This is a genomic window from Clostridium sp. CTA-7, from assembly GCF_054768095.1.
In genome coordinates this window covers 140,116-161,073 of record NZ_BAAAAV010000005.1, presented here as the reverse complement: position 1 = coordinate 161,073, position 20,958 = coordinate 140,116, and the positions used below count along the sequence as shown (strand labels likewise).

Here is a 20,958-nt window from a genome sequence, read left to right as displayed (position 1 = left end):
AGTTACTGAGGGTAGCTACTAATTCAAAATCCGAATGAATAGTTTAATAATTAGGTTATGTGTTATAATATTAATATTTATTATTTTACGAATTATTTGGAGGTAAAGATGGAAAAACTTATTAATTTATTAAAGCATTTTAATTTCACTGAATCAGAATCAAAAATTTATATTGCGTTATTACAAAATGGCCCAAGAAGCGGATATGAGGTAAGTAAGATATCAGGGGTTCCTAGATCTAAGGTTTATAATATATTAGAAATTTTAATTCAAAAGGGAGCTGTAATGGTTACTCATGTAGAAAAGTCCTCTTTATATAAGGCTGAATCAGTTGAGTGTGTTATAAATAATCTTAAAAAACAAAATGAAGATATACTCTCAGAATTAGAATCTGAACTAATGCATTTTGATGAAAAAGTTGATAATGAACAAATTTGGCAAGTTAAAGGATATAGTAACTTGCTTGCAAAATGCTCTAGTATGATAAGAAATTCACAAAAACAAGTGTTGATTCAGGTTTGGAAAGAAGATTTATCACAAGAACTTGAGGAAATTTTACGTAAAAAGCAAGAAGAATTAGGAAAAATACTAGTAGTTTTGTATGACTCTAAAGAAGAATATAGCACTAGTATACCTTATTTCTATAGCCATGGATTTGAAGAAAATAAGCTTAATGATACAGGAGGAAGATGGATAACTGTTACCATTGATTCCAAAGAAATGTTTTATGCAACAATAAAAAATGAAAAAGTTGCAGAAGGAATTTATACAAGTAATGATAGTATGGTTTTCTTTGCAAATGAATACATAAAACATGATGCTTATTGTATCAAATTAATTGAGCGAATGAGTGATGAGGAGAAAAGAAGTTTCGGAACTAAAATGCTTGGAGTTAGAGATTTGTTTAATACTCAAAGGGAGTGAAGTTAATGATATTAAAAGTATTATTATTATTTGTTATCATCATCAATGGTTTATTTGCAATTACATTTATAAGAGACTTAATAAAAAATAAAGATACATTTATGAAGGAAGATGGTAACCCAATTATAATGGCTATTTCTTCATTTATTATATTTGTATTATCAACTTTTGGGATTTCTGATTTTGCTGTAAGTACTGTTTTTTACAGAAAAATGAAATTTGTTAACGATAAAAAATTACCAGGTACACTTAATACACAATGTGTATTACCAGTTGCGGCAATGGCGCTTATATACATATCATCAATAGAGGTTGAAATTACAACTTTATTAGTTTGTATAATAGCTCAAGTTATAGGAGCTTATATTGGACCAAGATTTGTTGTTAAAATGAATGTTACATCAATAAAAAAGTTTATTTCAGTTGGGTTAATAGTAGCTGCCATATTAATATTAATGGGTAAGTTTGGCGTATATCCATCAGGTGGAGATGCTGTAGGGCTTACAGGCTGGAAACTTGTAATGTTAGGGGTCTTATCTTTACTTTTTGGTGCATTTAATAATGTTGGTATAGGATCATATGCCTTAACAATGGCAACAGTATATGCTTTAGGTTTAAATCCAGCAGTAGCATTCCCTATAATGATGGGAGCTTGCACATTCTCTGTACCAGTTGGAAGTATGCAATTTATTAAGTTAGATTCATACTCACGTAAAATTACATTCTTTACTTCAACTTTTGGAGTTTTAGGAGTTATTGTAGCTGCATACGTTGTTAAGAGCTTAAATGTAAGTATGTTACAATGGGTTGTAGTTGTTGTGTTATTATATAGTGCATACAATATGATTTCAGAAATATTAAAGAATAAAGGTGTAAAACAAATAAAAGAGAGTGTATAAGATATAAGTTTTTATTAAAATTTTTAGAGTAATGTAAAGGAGAGAATAATGGATATAGTAGTACTAAGAGAAGAGGATATGAAGAATATCTTTACAATGGCTGATGCTATTCAAGCAGATAAAGATGCACTTGAGATATATTCAAGAAATGGCGCAGATATTCCATTAAGAGTAAATATAAATGTACCAGAAAGTGAAGGACAGAGCTTATATATGCCTGGATATGCTGCTGATACAAATGCTTTAGGTGTAAAAATTGTTTCAGTGTATCCTAAAAATATAGAAAAGGGCCTTACTTCTGTACCAGCAACTATGGTATTAGTAAATAATGAGACAGGAGAAGTTTGCTCATTGATGGATGGAACATTTTTAACTAGAATAAGAACAGGAGCTGTGTCAGGAGCTGCTACAGATATTCTAGCCAGAAAAGATTCAAAAATATTTGCTTTATTCGGTACTGGAGGACAAGCAGAAGCACAACTTGAAGCTGTATTAAATGTAAGAGATATAGAATTAGTTAAAGTATATGATATTTCAGAAGAGAGAAGAAATGACTTTGTAAAAAGAATGACTGAAAATTTTGGCGAAAAATTCTCAGTTAAGATAGAAGCTGCACAATCATCAGATGAAGCTATAGCTGATGCAGATATCATAACTGTTGTTACTACATCAAAGAAACCAGTATTTAATGGAAAGTTAGTTAAAAAAGGTGCTCATGTAAATGGAGTTGGTTCATATACACCAGATATGCAAGAAATAGATGAAAATCTAGTATGTAATTCTAAGGTTTATGTAGATACTAGAAATGGTGTATTCAATGAAAGTGGAGACTTAATAATACCAGTAAATAAAGGTATCTACTCTTTTGATAAGGTCGTTGGAGAATTGGGTGAAGTTATTTTAAATAAAGTAAAAGGTCGTGAGAGTGAAGATGAAATCACATTCTTTAAGACTGTAGGAAGTAGTGTATTAGATGTTGTTACTGCTCGTAGAATTTATGAAAAAGCTTTAGAAAATAAGGTTGGCGAGATAGTTAAGTTATAGAACTTAAGGAACTTGTATTTAAAAATTAACAAAATAAATTTAATAAAATTAAACTTCTTCTATGGTTAATAATTTTTTACCTAAGAGGAAGTTTTTTTATAGTATTTCATTAACCAAGTAAAATTACCTCACTTTCTGAATCGATTCATATAATTGACGATTGAAAACATAAAAAGGTTGCATATTTGTACATAAAATATAAAAAAATAAAATGTTACGTTACAAAAAGTATTTAGAAAACATTTGCATTAAACCTTTATATATGATAACATACATGTAGATAAATGCATATTGAACGTTAGGATAGTGATTGTTTGAGCAAGCTAAACCTGCACAAAATTAATTATAGTATACCTATATACTATAATTAATTTTGTGCAGGATTTTTTTATGTAGGAGGTGGAAGTATGATTATTTACAAAATACTAAATAACAATGTTGTTTTAATATTAGATAAAAACGATGAAGAACAAATTGTTATGGGTAGAGGTATTGCATATAAGAAACGTGTTGGAGACGAAATAGAGGAAAATATGATTGATAAGGTCTTTACTTTATCTGATAAAAATATGACTAATAAGTTTACAGAATTATTAAAGGACATGCCTTTGGACTATGTTGAAGTAGCTGATGAAATTATAAAATATGCTAAACTTCAATTAGGAAAAAGGTTAAATGATAATTTAATTATTTCATTAAGTGATCATATAAAGACTGCAGTAGAAAGACATCTGGATGGGATAAATATGAAGAATTTCTTGTTATGGGATATAAAGAGGTTCTATAAAGATGAATTTGTAATAGGTTTAGAAGCATTAAAAATAATTGAGAAGAGAATAGATGTAGATTTGCCAGAGGATGAAGCAGGATTTATAGCTATACACATTGCCAATAGTTTAATGGATGAAAGCCTAACAAATATGTACGACATAACAAAGGTAATGCAAGAGATATTAAATATTGTTAAATATAATTTAAGTATTACTTTTGATGAAGAGTCAGTATATTTTTATAGATTTGTAACTCATATAAAGTTCTTTTCACAGAGGCTTATAACTGGTAAAACCTTTGATGATGAAAATGATGATAATTTACTAGATATAATTAAGGTAAAATATCAGGATTCATATAAATGTGTTAATAAAATAAGTGAGTTTATTTATAAAAAATATAATTATGTTATTTCAAATGAAGAAAAATTATATTTAACGATTCATATCGCTAAAATTTTAAGTAAACAAACTATTTAATATATTATTAAAAAAATATTAAATTAGGAGGTATATCAAATTAACTATTAATTTTTGTTTTGGGTGGTGACATTAAGTTGGCCAAACCTTCATATTTCATATTTACTAAAAAATGAATCAATGGAGGTATTAAAAATGGGAAAATATGAACAATTAGCAAAAGATATTATTAAAAATGTTGGAGGAAAGGAAAATATTAAAAGCTTAACTCATTGTATAACTAGATTGCGTTTTCAATTAGATGATGAATCAAAGGCTAATGATGCTGTTTTAAAGAATATGGACGGTATTGTTACAATACTGAAATCAGCAGGTCAATATCAAGTTGTTATTGGTAATCACGTATCTAAGGTTTATGAAGATGTTTGTGAAGTGGCAGGAATATCTTCTGAAAGTGAAAGTAAGAGTGAAGATAATAAAAATAAGAAGCCATTTGATAAGTTTATTGATGTTATTTCAGGGATTTTTCAACCTATTTTAGGTGTATTAACTGCAGCAGGTATGATTAAGGGATTCCTTGCCTTATTTAGTGCACTAGGTTGGGTTACTCCAGATAGTGGAACTTACATGATTTTAAATGCAATTGGTGATGCAATGTTTATGTATTTACCTGTTATCTTAGGTTATACAGCAGCTAAGAAGTTTGGTTTAAAGCCATTTGTTGGGTTAATAATTGGTATAGCATTATGTTATCCTGCAATTCAACAAGGTACATTATCAGCAACTCTTGAGCCATTATATACATTATTTGATGGAACAATGTTTGCTTCACCAGTATATATAGAGTTTTTAGGTTTGCCTATTATTGCTATGGATTATACTTCAACAGTAATACCTGTAATCTTAATATGTTATGTTGCAGCTAAGTTCCAAAAGTTATTTGATAAGATCGTTCCAGAGTTACTTAAATTTTTCTTTGTGCCAATGTTAACACTAGTATTTGCATTAGTATTAGGTTTTATAGTTGTCGGACCAATAGCTACTTATGCGTCTACAATAGTGACTAATGTAATATTAACTATACGTGGGTTCTCACCACTAGTAGCAGGTGCTGTTATAGGTTTGTTCTGGCAAGTTTTAGTTATATTTGGTATACACTGGGGATTACTTCCGATTTATATAAATAATATATCAACTTTAGGTTATGACAATGTTATGATGCCTTTCTTTGCTACAACTTTTGCAACAACTGCTGTTGTTATAGCTATAATGATTAAAACAAAGGATAAAAAATTAAAGAGTTTATGTCTTCCAGCAGCTATTTCAGGTATTTTTGGTGTTACAGAACCAGCAATCTACGGAATACTATTACCACTTAAAAAGCCATTTATTTTAAGCTGTATAGCATCAGGGGTAGCAGGTGCATATTATGGTTATGCTGATTTAAAAGAGTTTATTATGGGGGGGTTAGGAATATTTGAATTTCCTGCAATGATAGACCCAGCAACTAATAGTATGGATAATATTAAAGTTGCTGTAATTGGTGTTATTGTTGCTATGGCTCTGGCATTTGCTTTAACAATGATATTCTTTAAAGATAAAGAAGAGGATAAAGTAGAAGTTAAAGATACTAAGAAAGAAGTAATAAAATCGAATTTAGAAAAAGAAGTAGTAAATATGCCTATAGAAGGAACTATTCTTCCATTAAGTGAAGTATCAGATGATGCTTTTGCAGAAGGTGTGCTTGGAAAAGGCTTAGCTATAAAACCATCTAAAGGTATAGTTAAATCACCTGTAAAAGGAACAGTTACAACTTTATTTCCAACATATCATGCTATTGGATTAACTAGTGAAACAGGAGTAGAGATTTTAATTCATGTTGGTATGGATACTGTTAATTTACAAGGTAAGCATTTTAGCCCTAAAGTAAAGCAAGGAGATACTGTTGAAATAGGTGATGAATTACTTGAGTTTGATATAAAGGGAATAGAGGAAGAGGGTTATTCAACTATAACACCTATAGTTGTTACTAACCATGATCAATACTTTGATGTTATAGAAAGTGGATTATCTGAAAATAGTAGTGACTTTCTTACAGTTATTTTTTAAAAGGTAGGTTAGTTAAATGAATAATGAAAGATTTCCAAAAGACTTTTTATGGGGTGGGGCTACTGCTGCTAACCAATGTGAAGGTGGATATAATGAAGGTGGCAGAGGATTAGCAAATGTTGATGTAATTCCTTATGGAGAAGATCGCTTCCCTGTAATGAATGGAACTATGAAGATGTTAGAATTTGATGATAAATATTATTATCCTGCTAAAGATGGAATTGATATGTACCATAGATTTAAAGAAGATATTGCCTTATTTTCAGAAATGGGCTTTAAGGTTTATCGTATGAGTATTGGATGGAGTCGTATCTTTCCAAAGGGTGATGAGGAAGAACCAAATGAGGAAGGATTAAAATTCTATGAAGATATATTTAAAGAATGTAAAAAATATGGAATAAGTCCTTTAGTAACAATTACCCATTTCGATTGTCCAATTCACTTAATAAAGAAATATGGTGGATGGAAAAATAGAGAGCTTATAGGTTTTTATGAAAACTTATGTAACGTATTATTTAGACGTTATAAGGGGTTAGTAAACCATTGGATAACTTTTAATGAAATTAATATGATTTTACATTTACCATTTATGGGAGCAGGCTTATTAAAAGAAGAGGGAGAAAACTTTGAAAAGGTTCAATACCAAGCTATTCATCATGAGCTTGTTGCTAGTGCTATTGCAACTAAGATTGCACATGAAGTTGATCTAAATAATAAGGTTGGATGTATGATTGCAGCTGGAAGTACTTATCCAAACACAAGTAATCCTAAGGATTTTTGGAAAGCTTATAGAGGTGATAGAGAAGGGTATTTCTTTATAGATGTGCAAGCAAGAGGTTATTATCCTAATTATGCTTTAAAAGAAATGGAATGCAAAGGAATTATGCCTAAGATGGAAGATGGGGATAAAGAACTACTAAAAAAACATACTGTAGATTTTATATCTTTATCTTATTACAATAGTCAATTAACAAGTGCTGACCCAGAAATAAATAAATTAACACAAGGGAATGTATTTCCTACATTAAGAAATCCTTACTTAGAGGCAAGTGAATGGGGATGGCAAATAGATCCATTAGGTTTCCGTATTACATTAAATAGTTTATTTGATCGTTATCAAAAACCATTATTTATTGCAGAAAATGGACTTGGAGCAATAGATGTTATAGACGAAAATGGAAATATAAATGATGATTACCGTATAGACTACTTAAGAGAGCATATAAAAGCTATGAGAGATGCTATTGAAATAGATGGTGTTGACGTCTTTGGTTATACTACTTGGGGATGTATTGACTTAGTCAGTGCATCTACAGGAGAAATGAAGAAACGTTATGGCTTTATATATGTAGATAAAGATAATGAAGGAAATGGCACCTTCAAAAGATACAAGAAAAAATCTTTCTACTGGTATAAGAAGGTTATAGAAACTAATGGGGAAGATTTAGATTAATAAAAATTAAAACTTAATATTATATCTTAAGGTAGTAAGCATAGGTTGTGTTTACTACCTTTTTCTATATATAATATCTATATTGCTTGGAAAATAGAAATAAAGATTAAATTGATATATAGTTAATCTCTCATATTTGTGCAGAGAATGAGAGGTTATTAAATTTGGATATTGCTATACTTTTATTGTAAGGAGATGGAGTTTATGGAATGGTTAGATCAATTAAATGAGGCATTAAATTATATTGAAAGTAATTTAGATGGAGAAATTGATTATACAAAAGCAGCAAAGCTAGCATGCTGTAGTGTATATCATTTTCAAAGAATGTTTTCTTATATAGCAGGTAGACCATTAGCTGAATATATAAGGAACAGGAGGTTGACAAAGGCTGCTATTGATTTGCAAAGTGGTGATAAGGTAATTGATGTAGCAATGCGTTATGGATATGAATCTCCAACAGCTTTTAATAGAGCTTTTCAAAAGTTACACAATGTAACACCTTCAAGTGCACAAAAGGAAGGAACATTCCTAAAATCATATTCTCCTATAAGTTTTAAAATAACAATAAAAGGAGTAGAGGAAATGAATTATAGCATAGTTAAGAAAGATGAATTTAGAGTTGTTGGGGTTAAGGTATTAATTAAAAAGAATATTAAAGAGAATTTTGAGTATGTACCAAAGTTTTGGGCAGAAACAGTAAAGAGTGGAAGGCTTAATGATGTAACAGCTTTAATGGATGAAAAATCTAATGGAGTTTTAGGGTTAAGTTTAGCAATGGATGAATTAGAAAACTGGGAATACTATATTGCTACTGAAACTAATAAAGAAGTACCAGAAGGTATGGATGAATACATTGTACCAGCATGCACTTGGGCTATTTTTCCTGGGGAAGGGGTTATGCCAGCTGCAATTCAAGAAGTTCAAATGAGAGCATTTACTGAGTGGTTACCAACTTCAGGATATGAGTATGCAGATGCACCAGATATCGAAGTTTATTTAAATGCAGATCCTTCAAATTCAAAGTTTGAAGTATGGATACCAATAAGAAAGAAATAATATAGGAACTACATCTAGTTAATCTAACAAAAAGGATGTCGCGTTTCGCGACATCCTTTTTATATGCTTTTAAAACTAGTAAAATAAACACTTTCAGGGATTTTTTAGATTTAATAGGCTACTTTTTATAATTAGCAAGTATTAAGTTTAAGTCAAAAGTTATATTAGTTTTTAGGTCATAACTTCCTTGATGAAGGCACCAATCAAAAATAACTCCCCTTGATGTTCTTAAAAGAGTTTTAGTTAAATCATCAGAAGAAATATTAGATTTTAGCTCACCGGATTCTATAGCTGATTCTATAGCAGATTTAATTTCAACTGTAAGAAAACGATCTGATTTTAAAGTATATTTACTATCTATAGAAAGAATATTCTTGTAAACATCAGATACAAATAGCCATCCTAAATCTTGGAGTAAAGAAAGTCCCTCACTAAACAAGTACATCATTTTTTCTATATTTGAATTAAAGGTTTGTGATTCAAATCGTTCTTTTAATAACAAATCTATTTGCTCATAACCTGTATTAACTATTTCATTTTTAGATTTAAAATGATGGTAGAAGGCACCGGTTGAAATTTCAGATGCATCACAAATTTCTTGAATCTTTACATTTTCAAAGCCTTTTTCTTTAAAAAGATTCGTTGCTATCTGTGTAATTCTAAGTTTTGTGGCAATAGCTTGCTTTTGTCGGTCTGTTAATTTTTTCATAATATAATTCCTCGTGCAATTAATTTTAAAACATAATGATTTTGAATTTTGTTAAAGTATATCACAAAAGGAATATCAAAACAATTTATGAATATGTTTACAATAAGAAGAAAGTATGTTATATTATTAACATAATCAGATTCGGTGAATTTAATTATGTTAATTATGTTAAGAAAAATTGGTCAATAATATTATGTTTTTATAATGTACTTTTATTGTATGAAATACTTTTTTTACTCTATAGAAAATTATATTTTTAAAATCTATGAATAAATTGTTTATAGCATATAAGTTATTAAAGTTAGCCCTATAGAGTAAAAAATAGAATAAAGTGCACGTGCCGCAGTTTCTCCTCAGGCAAGCTTCGGAGAGGGCACATGTGCGAAAAAAAATCTACGGCTCCACAGTCGCCTTGGCGATTTTTTTATTATTTAAGTTAAAAAGGGGAAAGTTAAATGTAAAAAAAGAAAAAATAAAATTTATTATTAAATAAGGGGTGGATAATATGGAAACTTATAAAATTCTTGAGATTAAGCAAAGTGTTTTTGAAGATAATGATAGACAAGCAGATTTGCTTAGGGAAGAGCTAAAAAAAGATAAGACATTTTTATTGAATTTGATGTCATCACCAGGTTCAGGTAAAACAACAACAGTTGTAAGAACAATTAATGCCTTAAAAGATGAAATGAGAATTGGAGTTATGGAAGCTGATATTGACTCAGATGTTGATGCTAATACTGTTTCAAAAACTGGCGCAAAAGTAATTCAATTACATACAGGTGGAATGTGTCATCTAGATGCAGATATGACAAAACAAGGTTTACTAGGACTTGGAACAGAAGAAATTGATTTTGCAATATTAGAAAATGTAGGGAATTTAGTGTGTCCAGCAGAATTTGATACTGGAGCATCAAAAAATGCAATGATTTTAAGTGTACCTGAAGGACATGATAAACCATTAAAATATCCTTTAATGTTTTCTATTGTAGATGTTGTATTAATTAATAAGATTGATGCAATGGATTATTTTGATTTTGATTTAGAGAAAGTTAAAGAGTATATTACTAAATTAAATCCAAATATAAAAATAATACCAATATCTGCGAAGACTGGAGAAGGTATTGAGGAGTGGGCAGATTGGGTGCGTACTGAAGTTAAGAATTGGAATGAAAATTAGAGATATAATAAATTAAAAAAATGGGGGAATATATTAATGGTAAATCAGAAGGTATTAGATCTTGCAAATCACATAAGTATGAAAAAATCTGGGTCGAAATCTGAAATTAAGCCAGATCAGCCTGAGTATAAAATTCTTGAGCCTGTTGTTACAACAGAAATGGCAGAAGTAGGACTTCATCTTGAATTTCGTAAAAAGAAGAGTGCAGAAGAAGTTGCAGCTTTATGTGGAAAATCTGTAGAGGAAACAGCAAAATTACTATGGGATTTAGCTGTTGCTGGTGTTTGTTTCATTGGTGAAATAGATGGGGTTGATAAATACTGGTATGATCTTTGGGTTCCAGGACAAATGGAAATGATAGTTAATCATCCTAATAGAGAAAGTGTTGAAAATTATAAGCAAATTGCAGAAGCTTTTGAGGCATATGGAAGAAAAAAAGCTCCTCTTACAGCAGGTGTTTTTTCAGTAGGAACAGGAACTATGCGTGTTATACCAATAGAAACAGCTATTGAAGGAGAAACTAGAAGAGCTTCATATGAAGAAATTTCTAAATATCTTAATGAAAATACTGTGTTCTCTGTATCAGATTGTTCTTGTCGTACATCAAGAGAAGCTATGGGTGAAGGTTGTGGACACTTAAAAGAAGACATGTGTATTCAACTTGGACATGCGGCAGAATACTATATACGTACAGGTAGAGGTAGAGCTATTACTCGTGAAGAAGCTTTTGATATTATTAAGAGAGCTGAAGAAAATGGTTTAATGCATCAAATACCAAATGCAGATGGTCCAGGACATACTCATGCTATTTGTAACTGTTGTGGATGTTCATGTTATGCTACAAGACTTGCTGGTATGTTCAGAAACAATGATTTTGTGCGTTCAAATTATGTTTCAAAAGTAGATAAAGACAAATGTGTGGCTTGTGGAGAATGTGTTCAAGTTTGTCCAGTTAATGCATTAAAATTAGGACAAAAATTATGTACTAAAACACCGATTCCTGAAAAGAAGAGAGTAGACTTTGCTCATAATACAGAGTGGGGTGAAGATAAATGGAATGTTGATCATCGTATAAATAGAGAAAACGTTGTTGAGACTGGTACAAGTCCTTGTAAAACATATTGTCCAGCACATATTTCTGTTCAAGGATATATAAAGCTTGCTTCTCAAGGAAGATATAAAGAAGCACTGGAGCTTATAAAAAATGAAAATCCATTCCCAGCAGTATGTGGACGTATATGCCCAAGAAAATGCGAATCTGCATGTACTAGAGGAGAAATTGATGAAGCAGTTGCTGTAGATGAAATTAAAAAGTTCATTGCTGAGCAAGATTTAAATACAGAACATCGTTATGTGCCAAAGAAAAGACATGAATATGGTAAGAAAATTGCAATTGTAGGCGGTGGGCCTTCAGGTTTATCTTGTGCATATTACTTAGCTATTGATGGATACAAGGTAACTGTATTTGAAAAGCAAAAGGTACTTGGTGGTATGTTAACACTTGGAATTCCATCTTATAGATTAGAAAAAGATGTAATAAATGCAGAAATAGAAATTTTAAGAGAATTAGGTGTAGAATTCAAAACTGGTGTTGAAGTAGGAAAAGATGTAACTCTTAAAGAATTAAGAGGTCAAGGCTATGAAGCATTCTATGTTGCAATAGGTGCACAAGCAGGAAGAAACCTTGGTATAGAAGGTGAAGAGGCAGAAGGCGTTATGACTGGAGTTGATTTCTTACGTGAAGTTAACTTAGGAAATGACATTAAGCTAGATGGAGAAGTTGTTGTAATCGGTGGTGGTAATGTTGCAATTGACGTTGCAAGAACTGGTGCAAGAGTTGGCGCAGCTAAAACTTCTATGTTCTGTCTTGAATCAAGAAAAGAAATGCCTGCTTTAGATGAAGAAATTGATGAAGCTTTAGCAGAAGATATTGAAATTAATAATTCTTGGGGACCAAAGAGAATTCTAACTGAAAATGGTAAGGTAGTTGGAATTGAGTTTAAGAAGTGTATTTCTGTTTTTGATGAGAATAAAAGATTCAATCCAAAATTTGATGAAAAGGAAGTTAAGGTTGTTAAAGCAAGTCATATTTTAATTTCAGTAGGTCAAGGAATGGACTGGGGTAACTTATTAGAAAATAGCAAAGCAGAATTAAATCCAAATAAGACAATTAAAGCAGATTCATTTACATTACAAACTGGAGAACCAGACGTATTTGCAGGTGGAGATGCCTTAACTGGACCTAGATTTGCTATAGATGCTATTGCTTTAGGTAAAGAAGCAGCAATATCAATTCATCGTTTTGTTCATCCAGGTCAAAGCTTAGTTTTAGGCCGTGATAGAAGGGAATATCATGCCTTTGATAAAGAAAACTTAAGGTTAGAGGGTTATGATAATATTAAGAGAAATAGAATAGATCATGTGGATGGAGCTAAATCAAAAGAAACATTTAGAGATTTACGTCCTACATTTACTGAAGAGCAAATGAAGAAGGAAACAGAACGTTGCCTTGGATGTGGTGCTACAACAGTGGATGAATATACATGTATAGGATGTGGAGCATGTACAACTAGATGTAAGTTTGATGCTATTTCTCTTTATAGAAAATATGATGCACAAAGTGTAACTCTTAAACAACTTAAGCCAAAGGTTATTAAGAATACAATTAAGCGTAAAATTGTAATTAACGCTAGAAAAGTTAAGAAGATACTTAAAGGAAATTCTTAATTATTTATTTGATAGTGTCTAAAGGAAAGATAGATTGAAAAAAGATATAGGGGGAACTTAAGGTTCCCCTTAGATTTTTAATATAGAGAAGTAGAGGTGAGTTTAGTTGCATGAATTAGGAGTTGTCTTTGAAGTAGTTAGAACAGTTGAAAACTTTGCACAAAGAAATGCATTAACAAAAATAGATAAAATAGTTCTTCAAATTGGGGAACTTTCATCAATGATTCCAAGATATATTGAATCCTGTTACCCAGCTGCAGTGGATGGTACCATATTAGAGAATACAAAATTAGAAATTGAAATATTACCAGGCAATGTTATGTGCAAAAGGTGTAATAAAGTTTACAATCTTATTCAAAATAAGGATGCTTGTCCATATTGCAAAGAAAATCATTGGGAATTACTAAGTGGGAAAGAGTTTATGATCAAGGAAATTGTAGCTTGTTAAGTAATATTTATTAACTTAATAAAATTATTTAAGGAATAGAAAGTGGAGGGTAACAATTTATGAATAAGAGGTTAAAAAAAATTATAATTACAGTAACTATAGCTACATTAGCTTTAGGTATAGTAGGCTGTTCTAATAATGAAAAAGGTAAGGGACAAAAGGCAAATACTGAAGTTCAAGCAAGTAATTTTGAAACAGTAAAATATGTATATTCAGATGGTGCTAAAGATTATGATGTAACAGTAAACTCTCCAAGACAAAAGGCAGTTACATTATCTCAGTTTATGACAGAAATGTTACTGGCATTAGGACTGGAAGATAGAATGGTTGGAACGGCTCTTTTAGATAATCCTATATTGCCAGAATTTGAAGAGGCCTACAATAAAATACCAGAACTTAAAATTTCAGAAGGACATGCTGTTTCTAAGGAAGGATTTCTAGCTACAGGTGCAGACTTTGTAAGTGGATGGGATTCATCTATAAGTGAACAAAGCACAGGATCACCTAGTGACCTTATATCAAAAAATATAACTCCATTTATGGCTAAGTCTTATAGAATAGATGCAACAGTAGAAACCGTTTATGAAGATTTTGAATTGCTTGGAAAAATATTTGGAGTACAAGATAAAGCTCAAGAAGTAATAGATAAAATGAAAAAGGATATAAAGGTTGTAACTGATAAGGTAGGAGACATAAAAGAGGAAGATAGAGTGAAAATGATGGTATGTGATTCAGGTGAAAATGATGCAATGGTAGTTGGAGCTGGTCTTGCTAACAACTTAATAGAGCTTGCAGGTGGGAATAATATATTTGGAAAGACAGCAAATAAGCCTTATATAAATGTAAGCTGGGAAAGTATAGTAGCTGAGAAGCCAGAAGTTATATTAGTAACTGATTTTATGGCAGGTAAGCCAGTACAAGAGAAAATAGATTTCCTAAAAGCTCATCCTGCTCTTAAGGATGTACCGGCCATAAAAAACAACAAAATATATGTTGTAGGATTAGCTGATCTTTCTCCAGGTGTTAGAAATTCTAAGTTAATACAGCAAGTGCACGGATATTTATTTGGAGAAGATAATTAATGCAAAAAGCGTTAAAAGATAAAAGAAGACTTACTAACAAGAAAGGCTTTTTATTTTGGGTTGTGGCTTTAAGTTTAATACTGTTAGGTACAATAGTTATAGCAATAGCTATAGGTAGCACATATATAGAACCAGGAGAAGTATATAAGGTACTACTTTGTAAATTAACAAATGGAGCAATTTACAGTGATGCAGGAAATGTAATGACACAAAATATTATATGGGAAATAAGATTACCTAGGGTGATATTGGGAGCTATATGTGGAGCAGGACTTGCACTTTGTGGAGTGCTTATGCAATGTGTTACTAAAAATCCAATAGCAGAGCCATACATATTAGGTATATCATCAGGGGCATCTTGTGGTGCTGTTGCAGTTATAGTTTTAGGTGGCATATCATCACTTGGGATAAATAGTATTGGGGTAGGGGCTTTTATAGGTTCCTTAATTTCAGGAATATTAGTTTTTGCAATAGGAACTCAAATGGGAAGAACAACATCTACAACAAGGCTAGTATTATCAGGTATGGCAATATCAACAATATTTTCATCACTTACTAACTTACTTATATATTCAGCAGAAAATTCAAATCAAGCAAAGAGTGCTCTTTTTTGGACTATTGGTAGTTTAGGAGGAGCTAAGTGGGACGTTTTATTATTTCCATTTATTATATTAGTTGTAGTTATTATAGCATCATTAATAATGTCTAAATCACTAGATATATTACTTCTAGGTGATGATAGTGCAATAATACTTGGAATAAATATAAAGATTATAAAATCTATAATTTTAATACTATCTACATTACTTACATCAGCATTAGTTGCTATAACAGGAGCAATAGGATTTATAGGACTTGTAGTTCCTCATATATGTAGAACTATAGTAGGAAGTGACCACAAAAAACTTATAGCACTTTCAACACTTATAGGTGCAATATTTTTAATAGCATCAGATGTTGTAGCTAGAGGGCTTTTTCCACCAATAGAAATACCTATAGGAATAATAACCTCATTAGTTGGAGGACCATTCTTTTTATATTTAATTTCTAAGAAGAACTATTCATTTGGAGGAAAAGAGTAATGTTTAAAGTTCAAGTTAAAGATTTAAGATTCATCATAGATAAAAAAGAAATATTAAAAGACATATCTTTCGAAGTTCAAAAGGGTTCATTTGTAGGAATTATAGGACCTAATGGTTCAGGAAAATCTACATTACTTAAAAACATATATAGACTTTATAAACCATCAAGTGGAAGCATATTAATAGATAATAAAGAATTATCTAAAATGAAAGATAAAGATTGTGCAAAAGAGATTGCAGTTTTAGCTCAAGAAAGTAATACTCATTTTGATTTTACTGTAAAGCAAATAGTAAAAATGGGAAGATATCCATATAAGTCAGTTTTTGAGGATTACTCTAAAGATGATTTAAAAATGGTTAAGGAAATGCTCAAAAAGGTAGGCTTAGAGAGCTATAGTGACAGGAATTTTTCTGAACTTTCAGGGGGAGAAAAGCAGAGAACTTTAATAGCTAGAGCTTTAGTTCAAAATACGGATTTTTTAGTGTTAGATGAACCAACAAATCATTTAGATATAGGATACCAAATACAACTTATGGATTTAGTTAAGAGCCTTAATATAACTACATTAGCAGCAATACATGATATGAATCTAGCAGCTATGTATTGTGATTATTTAATTGTAATGAAAGATGGAAAAATAAAAGAAGTTGGAACAGTAGAAGAAATAATAAATTCAGAAATGTTAAAGGATGTATTTGGTGTAAATGCATATGTTGGAGTTAATCCTATAAATAAAAAATTACAAGTATCATTTATGCATACACATGAGCATATTAAAGGAATAGGAACAGATCATGTCCATGAAGATGGATTTACAGGAGTGCATACTCATTAAAAAGTACAAATGAGTTATAGCATTGAAATAAGTATACAGCTATTATAGCATTCGTAGTATTACCAATTATATTACATATAATAGTTTGGAGAGTTTCAGATTATAAATAAAAGGAAGAATTAAGACAAAGGTCTATAAGATTAGTATTAAATTATTAATCTTATAGACTTTTTATTTTACGTCTAGGAGTGCTTTAGGGAATACTTTCAGATTTATTTTTTATATTTAATAAATTATAGAATATTTTTTGAAATCAGCATATAAGATATGATTCTTATTAAAATCAGAGAAATTACCTGAATGATTATTAAAGGGGAAATATCTTTTTGAGGAAAAAAATTATTGACAAACGATAAATATTTATCTTAATATAGTTATATAAACTTAAAGGAGAGGTTAGTAAAATGAAAAAAAACTTAAACTACAAAATTTTAAATTTTCTTGTACTTCTAGGAATATGTATTACATTATTAATGCTTTTAGGAACTCCACTTATTACAACTGCACTTTTAAAAAGTGAATATTCTTTATTGGATAAAAACTTAGTGATAAAAATATCGACATGTATTTATCTATGTGCTGTTCCATATGTTATAGCATTATTTAATTTAAAGAAAATCTGTAAGTTAGTTGCAAAAAATAATGCCTTTTCACTTAACATTGTTAACTCTTTAAAAATAATTTCTTTTTGTTCATTTAGTGAAATAATTATTTTTATCATGAGTACAACATACTTAAAGTACTCAACTGATTTTTTTAGAAATGCTCTTTTATTAGGTCCTATTTTTATAGTTATTTTCATCGGAACAACTATAGGATTTTTATTCTTAGTGCTATCACAATTATTTAAGATTTTTATAGAAATTAAGGATGAAAATGATAAAACAATATAGAAAGGGGTGTTTCCATGCCTATTATAGCAAATCTAGATGTGATGATGGCAAAAAGAAAAATTAGCTCTACAGAGCTTTCAGAAAAGCTTGGTATAACCATGGCTAATGTTTCGATTTTAAAAAATAATAAAGCAAAAGCTATTCGTTTTTCTACGTTAAAATCATTATGTAAAACTTTAGATTGTCAACCAGGAGATATCTTAGAATATGTAGATGAAGGTGATGATGGATTAAAATAAAAAATATAATTAAGGATAAGGAGAGAAAAAACATGATAAATATTAAAAATATAAGTAAGACTTATAATATTGGCAGTGAAAAACTTACTGTTCTGGATGATGTTAGTTTAAAAATAGAAAAAGGTGAGTTTGTTGCTATAGTTGGGCCATCTGGTTCCGGTAAATCTACATTAATGAATATGATAGGAGGATTAGATAGGCCTTCAAGAGGAGAGGTAATTATCGAAGGTGAGGATATTAGTAAATTTAAAGATAAGAAAATGTCTAAATTTAGAAATGAAAAAATTGGATTCGTATTTCAATCCTTCAATTTAGAGCCTACCCTTACAGCAGTAGAAAATGTTATGATGCCGCTAATGATAGCAGGAGCATCTGATAAAGAAATGAATGATAAAGCTAAATCAGTGCTTGAAGCTTTGGGGATGGGAGATAGAATGAAGCATAAACCTACAGAACTTTCAGGTGGGCAAAGACAGAGAGTGAGCATAGCTAGAGCTTTGGTAAATGATCCTAAAATAATTTTAGCGGACGAGCCAACTGGAAATTTAGACTCTAAATCAGGATCAGCGGCTATGGAAATGCTTACTAATTTTAAAAAGAAAGGATATACCATTGTTATGGTAACACATAACATGGAAGAAGCAAGGTATGCGGATAGAGTTATAAAAATTAAGGATGGTAAGGTGGAGGTTTAATATGAAACTGAAAAATAGTATAAAAACAGCATTTAGAAATCTAAGTAGAAGAAAAATGAGAACTTTTCTTACATCTTTTGCAGTTTCCATAGGAGCTATGCTAATAATACTCATGGTAAGTCTCGGAGTAGGAGTACAAAAGATTATAGAAGATAATTTGAAAGCTAGGGCTTCTGCTAATGTTATTGATGTAACTCCTTATAAGACAGAACAGGATGGTGTAAAGTTAGAAGTCAATAAAGAAGGGGAAAACTCTTCTGAACAATCAAAATCAAAGCCTAAGATTCTAGATAAGAATGCTTTGAACAAAATTAAAGAAATTAAAGAGGTTAAAGATATAAGCGTTTATACATATATACCATCTATTGAGAAAAAGCTTATGGATAAAGAGATAAAGGATACAGCTATTTTGGCATATGATTTAAACTATCCGATATTTACTGAGAATAACATAGAAACTGTAAGAATTAAAGAAAAGAAAGAAGATTTAGAACCAATTATCTACGGTGAAATGCTTAAAAAGGAAGATAAGAATTCAATATTAATAGGGAAAAAATTATTAGATAAGTTAGGTATTAATGATGCTGAATCTGTTGTTGGAAAGGAAATCACTTTAACAGCTAAGTTGCCAGACATGTCTGGGATACCAATGATGGAACCTTTAGTTAAAAACTTTAAAATTGTAGGCATAATAGGAGAAAATTTTTCTAATAGTGATAAGCTAATAGTTTCTATCGATGATGTAAAAGACTTAATAAGTTATCAAAATTTAAATCAAAACTATTATGAAGAAAATGGAGCAGACAAAGTAGAAGTTACAGTAAAAAATATATCTGATGTTTCATCAGTTTCAGATGAAATTACTAAAATGGGTTATGGAACTACAAGTATACAATCAATGATTAAAGATGTTAAATCTACTTTCACTGTAGTTAACGCTGTGTTAGCAGTGATAGGTATAATAATAGTATTCGTTGCTTCTATAGGTGTAATTAATACTATGACTATGGCTATATATGAAAGAACAAGATCTATTGGAATAATGAAAGCCTTAGGATGTTCTAGGGGGGATATAAGGAGGTTGTTCATTGTAGAATCAGCTGCTATTGGATTTATAGGCGGATTAATAGGTGTAGTTTTTAGTTTAATAAATACTCAAATTATTAAAGTATTCTTAGATGGCTTCTTGAAATCAAAGGGAATTAATGACGTTCCTAATATTTTCTCTACTCCTATTTGGTTAGTTCTTGGGACTATAGGATTTGCTATATTAATTTCAATTATTGCGGGCTTGTATCCAGCTAATAAAGCTTCGAAGCTTGATCCTGTAGAGTCATTACGATATGAATAAGGTTAATTTCGTTAAAATAAAGCAATAGTAATAAAATAAGGAGAGCTTAAATAATCCAGTGAGATAACAATAAAATATGTACATCTCACTGGATTATTTACTTTTTAAAAGAAATACTATTATGTAAAATTTATTAATACTAAGATATTGGCATATTTTGAATAAATTTTATTATATAACTTAGTGTATAAAAATCTCTATCTAATTCACTAGTAATAAAATTTAATCCTTTAATTAATATTTCTTCATCAAAATTTTCTAAAAGAATCATAATGTTTAAGTAATTAAGACCACCGTCTTTTGTATCCAGAACCCTTGAAGCTTTTATATATTTATTATTGAATGTATTAAAAGCTGCATTCTTAAGTTCTTCACTTATTTCTATTTGAGGCATTTCATCAAAAATTCTTATCTCTGGATTTTTAGTATCTAAATTTTTAGCTTTGCTTATGTCGCTTGATACAAATATTGTATTTATGAATTTTGCATCTTTAAAATCAACATCTTCTAGCTTTACAGAGTCAAATATAGCATTTTCAAAGAATGCATTTTTAAAATTACTCTTTTTGAAATTAGTTCCTATAAACTCAGACCATTTAAAGCTACATTTAAAAAAGCTAGATGACTTAAAATGTGCACCTCTAAAATTTACATAATCAAAATTCGAACCTGAAAAATTACAATTATAGCAATTACTTCTTTCGAGATTTTTGTACATGAAGTTCTTATCTTTCTTCTCTATGTTATTATAATTGAAATTTCCTTTAACGCTTTGGTTTTTAGCCATTGTTACCTCCATCTTAATATCTTAAATTTAATTTTGTACCTGTTTAGTCTAATTAATATTACCATACTGTTAGGATTATTACTAATGAAATGAATTTAATAACAATATTTATATGTTGTTAAAAACATAACAAAATATTCTTTATGACCATAATATATTTTTAAAGTTTAAAATATTTTAATAATAAAAAAGTGATGTTATTATTTACTCATAGAAAACGAATACAAAAAATAATATGAAATTTGAAGGGTAGGTAT

Annotated in this window: 19 protein-coding genes; 17 read left to right on the top strand and 2 right to left on the bottom strand. The window is 30.0% G+C overall.

The genetic code is table 11. The features are described from left to right. Nucleotides 1-108 precede the first annotated feature (108 nt). The 7 genes from ACYUEX_RS11850 (at nt 109) to ACYUEX_RS11820 (ending at nt 8,675) form a co-directional block, all read left to right on the top strand. A complete protein-coding gene (locus ACYUEX_RS11850; RefSeq protein ID WP_460288357.1) occupies nt 109-924 on the top strand; it encodes a TrmB family transcriptional regulator in 816 nt (271 codons plus the stop codon). A gap of 5 nt (nt 925-929) precedes the next feature. Beyond that, nucleotides 930-1,823 (top strand): sulfite exporter TauE/SafE family protein, encoded by an 894-nt coding sequence (locus tag ACYUEX_RS11845; RefSeq protein WP_460288356.1) that lies wholly within the window; start codon nt 930-932, stop codon nt 1,821-1,823. A 48-nt stretch (nt 1,824-1,871) separates the two neighbouring features. Next, complete coding sequence (locus ACYUEX_RS11840) at nt 1,872-2,867, top strand: ornithine cyclodeaminase family protein (protein WP_460288355.1); 996 nt, start codon at nt 1,872-1,874, stop codon at nt 2,865-2,867. A 407-nt stretch (nt 2,868-3,274) separates the two neighbouring features. Then, complete coding sequence (gene licT, locus ACYUEX_RS11835; protein WP_411168394.1) at nt 3,275-4,117, top strand: BglG family transcription antiterminator LicT; 843 nt, start codon at nt 3,275-3,277, stop codon at nt 4,115-4,117. Between the two features lie 135 nt (nt 4,118-4,252). After that, entirely contained in the window at nt 4,253-6,166 is a 1,914-nt protein-coding gene (locus ACYUEX_RS11830; protein WP_460288354.1) for a beta-glucoside-specific PTS transporter subunit IIABC, read from the top strand. A gap of 16 nt (nt 6,167-6,182) precedes the next feature. Next, nucleotides 6,183-7,619, top strand: a complete 1,437-nt coding sequence (locus tag ACYUEX_RS11825; protein WP_460288353.1) for a 6-phospho-beta-glucosidase — start codon at nt 6,183-6,185, stop codon at nt 7,617-7,619. Nucleotides 7,620-7,823: 204 nt separating this feature from the next. Then, a complete protein-coding gene (locus ACYUEX_RS11820; protein WP_460288352.1) occupies nt 7,824-8,675 on the top strand; it encodes an AraC family transcriptional regulator in 852 nt (283 codons plus the stop codon). A gap of 118 nt (nt 8,676-8,793) precedes the next feature. Here ACYUEX_RS11820 and ACYUEX_RS11815 read toward each other — a convergent pair whose 3' ends face one another. Beyond that, a complete protein-coding gene (locus ACYUEX_RS11815) occupies nt 8,794-9,384 on the bottom strand; it encodes a TetR/AcrR family transcriptional regulator (protein WP_411168390.1) in 591 nt (196 codons plus the stop codon). A gap of 505 nt (nt 9,385-9,889) precedes the next feature. Between ACYUEX_RS11815 and hypB the strand changes: the two genes are divergently transcribed. From hypB to ACYUEX_RS11765, 10 genes are all read left to right on the top strand, one after another. Then, a complete protein-coding gene (hypB, locus tag ACYUEX_RS11810; RefSeq protein ID WP_411168389.1) occupies nt 9,890-10,561 on the top strand; it encodes a hydrogenase nickel incorporation protein HypB in 672 nt (223 codons plus the stop codon). A gap of 36 nt (nt 10,562-10,597) precedes the next feature. Continuing rightward, complete coding sequence (locus ACYUEX_RS11805) at nt 10,598-13,288, top strand: FAD-dependent oxidoreductase (RefSeq protein WP_460288351.1); 2,691 nt, start codon at nt 10,598-10,600, stop codon at nt 13,286-13,288. A 106-nt stretch (nt 13,289-13,394) separates the two neighbouring features. Beyond that, complete coding sequence (locus ACYUEX_RS11800; RefSeq protein ID WP_460288350.1) at nt 13,395-13,736, top strand: hydrogenase maturation nickel metallochaperone HypA/HybF; 342 nt, start codon at nt 13,395-13,397, stop codon at nt 13,734-13,736. A 59-nt stretch (nt 13,737-13,795) separates the two neighbouring features. Then, nucleotides 13,796-14,818, top strand: coding sequence for an ABC transporter substrate-binding protein (locus ACYUEX_RS11795; RefSeq protein WP_460288348.1), 1,023 nt, complete (start codon nt 13,796-13,798; stop codon nt 14,816-14,818). Beyond that, nucleotides 14,818-15,900 (top strand): FecCD family ABC transporter permease, encoded by a 1,083-nt coding sequence (locus ACYUEX_RS11790; RefSeq protein WP_460288346.1) that lies wholly within the window; start codon nt 14,818-14,820, stop codon nt 15,898-15,900. Before ACYUEX_RS11795 ends, ACYUEX_RS11790 begins: the two co-directional genes overlap by 1 nt. Continuing rightward, complete coding sequence (locus ACYUEX_RS11785; RefSeq protein WP_460288345.1) at nt 15,900-16,736, top strand: ABC transporter ATP-binding protein; 837 nt, start codon at nt 15,900-15,902, stop codon at nt 16,734-16,736. Before ACYUEX_RS11790 ends, ACYUEX_RS11785 begins: the two co-directional genes overlap by 1 nt. A gap of 404 nt (nt 16,737-17,140) precedes the next feature. Beyond that, nucleotides 17,141-17,629: a DUF2975 domain-containing protein gene (locus tag ACYUEX_RS11780; protein ID WP_460288343.1), complete on the top strand. Its 489-nt coding sequence runs from the start codon at nt 17,141-17,143 to the stop codon at nt 17,627-17,629. Nucleotides 17,630-17,643: 14 nt separating this feature from the next. Beyond that, nucleotides 17,644-17,868: a helix-turn-helix domain-containing protein gene (locus ACYUEX_RS11775; protein ID WP_411168382.1), complete on the top strand. Its 225-nt coding sequence runs from the start codon at nt 17,644-17,646 to the stop codon at nt 17,866-17,868. Nucleotides 17,869-17,900: 32 nt separating this feature from the next. Further along, nucleotides 17,901-18,563, top strand: coding sequence for an ABC transporter ATP-binding protein (locus ACYUEX_RS11770; RefSeq protein ID WP_460288342.1), 663 nt, complete (start codon nt 17,901-17,903; stop codon nt 18,561-18,563). Between the two features lies 1 nt (nt 18,564). Continuing rightward, a complete protein-coding gene (locus ACYUEX_RS11765; protein ID WP_460288341.1) occupies nt 18,565-19,914 on the top strand; it encodes an ABC transporter permease in 1,350 nt (449 codons plus the stop codon). Between the two features lie 139 nt (nt 19,915-20,053). Here the strand turns inward: ACYUEX_RS11765 and ACYUEX_RS11760 are convergent, their stop codons facing one another. Further along, the gene (locus ACYUEX_RS11760) at nt 20,054-20,701 is read right to left on the bottom strand and encodes a pentapeptide repeat-containing protein (RefSeq protein WP_460288340.1); all 648 of its coding nucleotides are present in this window, start codon (nt 20,699-20,701) and stop codon (nt 20,054-20,056) included. Nucleotides 20,702-20,958: the final 257 nt, after the last annotated feature.

Excerpts from the sequence above, each read along its gene's own strand:
- ACYUEX_RS11850 (WP_460288357.1), top strand. The coding sequence starts at position 109 with ATGGAAAAACTTATTAATTTATTAAAGCATTTTAATTTCACTGAATCA.
- ACYUEX_RS11845 (WP_460288356.1), top strand. The coding sequence starts at position 930 with ATGATATTAAAAGTATTATTATTATTTGTTATCATCATCAATGGTTTA.
- ACYUEX_RS11840 (WP_460288355.1), top strand. The coding sequence starts at position 1,872 with ATGGATATAGTAGTACTAAGAGAAGAGGATATGAAGAATATCTTTACA.
- licT (WP_411168394.1), top strand. The coding sequence starts at position 3,275 with ATGATTATTTACAAAATACTAAATAACAATGTTGTTTTAATATTAGAT.
- ACYUEX_RS11830 (WP_460288354.1), top strand. The coding sequence starts at position 4,253 with ATGGGAAAATATGAACAATTAGCAAAAGATATTATTAAAAATGTTGGA.
- ACYUEX_RS11825 (WP_460288353.1), top strand. The coding sequence starts at position 6,183 with ATGAATAATGAAAGATTTCCAAAAGACTTTTTATGGGGTGGGGCTACT.
- ACYUEX_RS11820 (WP_460288352.1), top strand. The coding sequence starts at position 7,824 with ATGGAATGGTTAGATCAATTAAATGAGGCATTAAATTATATTGAAAGT.
- ACYUEX_RS11815 (WP_411168390.1), bottom strand. The coding sequence starts at position 9,384 with ATGAAAAAATTAACAGACCGACAAAAGCAAGCTATTGCCACAAAACTT.
- hypB (WP_411168389.1), top strand. The coding sequence starts at position 9,890 with ATGGAAACTTATAAAATTCTTGAGATTAAGCAAAGTGTTTTTGAAGAT.
- ACYUEX_RS11805 (WP_460288351.1), top strand. The coding sequence starts at position 10,598 with ATGGTAAATCAGAAGGTATTAGATCTTGCAAATCACATAAGTATGAAA.
- ACYUEX_RS11795 (WP_460288348.1), top strand. The coding sequence starts at position 13,796 with ATGAATAAGAGGTTAAAAAAAATTATAATTACAGTAACTATAGCTACA.
- ACYUEX_RS11790 (WP_460288346.1), top strand. The coding sequence starts at position 14,818 with ATGCAAAAAGCGTTAAAAGATAAAAGAAGACTTACTAACAAGAAAGGC.
- ACYUEX_RS11785 (WP_460288345.1), top strand. The coding sequence starts at position 15,900 with ATGTTTAAAGTTCAAGTTAAAGATTTAAGATTCATCATAGATAAAAAA.
- ACYUEX_RS11780 (WP_460288343.1), top strand. The coding sequence starts at position 17,141 with ATGAAAAAAAACTTAAACTACAAAATTTTAAATTTTCTTGTACTTCTA.
- ACYUEX_RS11775 (WP_411168382.1), top strand. The coding sequence starts at position 17,644 with ATGCCTATTATAGCAAATCTAGATGTGATGATGGCAAAAAGAAAAATT.
- ACYUEX_RS11770 (WP_460288342.1), top strand. The coding sequence starts at position 17,901 with ATGATAAATATTAAAAATATAAGTAAGACTTATAATATTGGCAGTGAA.
- ACYUEX_RS11765 (WP_460288341.1), top strand. The coding sequence starts at position 18,565 with ATGAAACTGAAAAATAGTATAAAAACAGCATTTAGAAATCTAAGTAGA.
- ACYUEX_RS11760 (WP_460288340.1), bottom strand. The coding sequence starts at position 20,701 with ATGGCTAAAAACCAAAGCGTTAAAGGAAATTTCAATTATAATAACATA.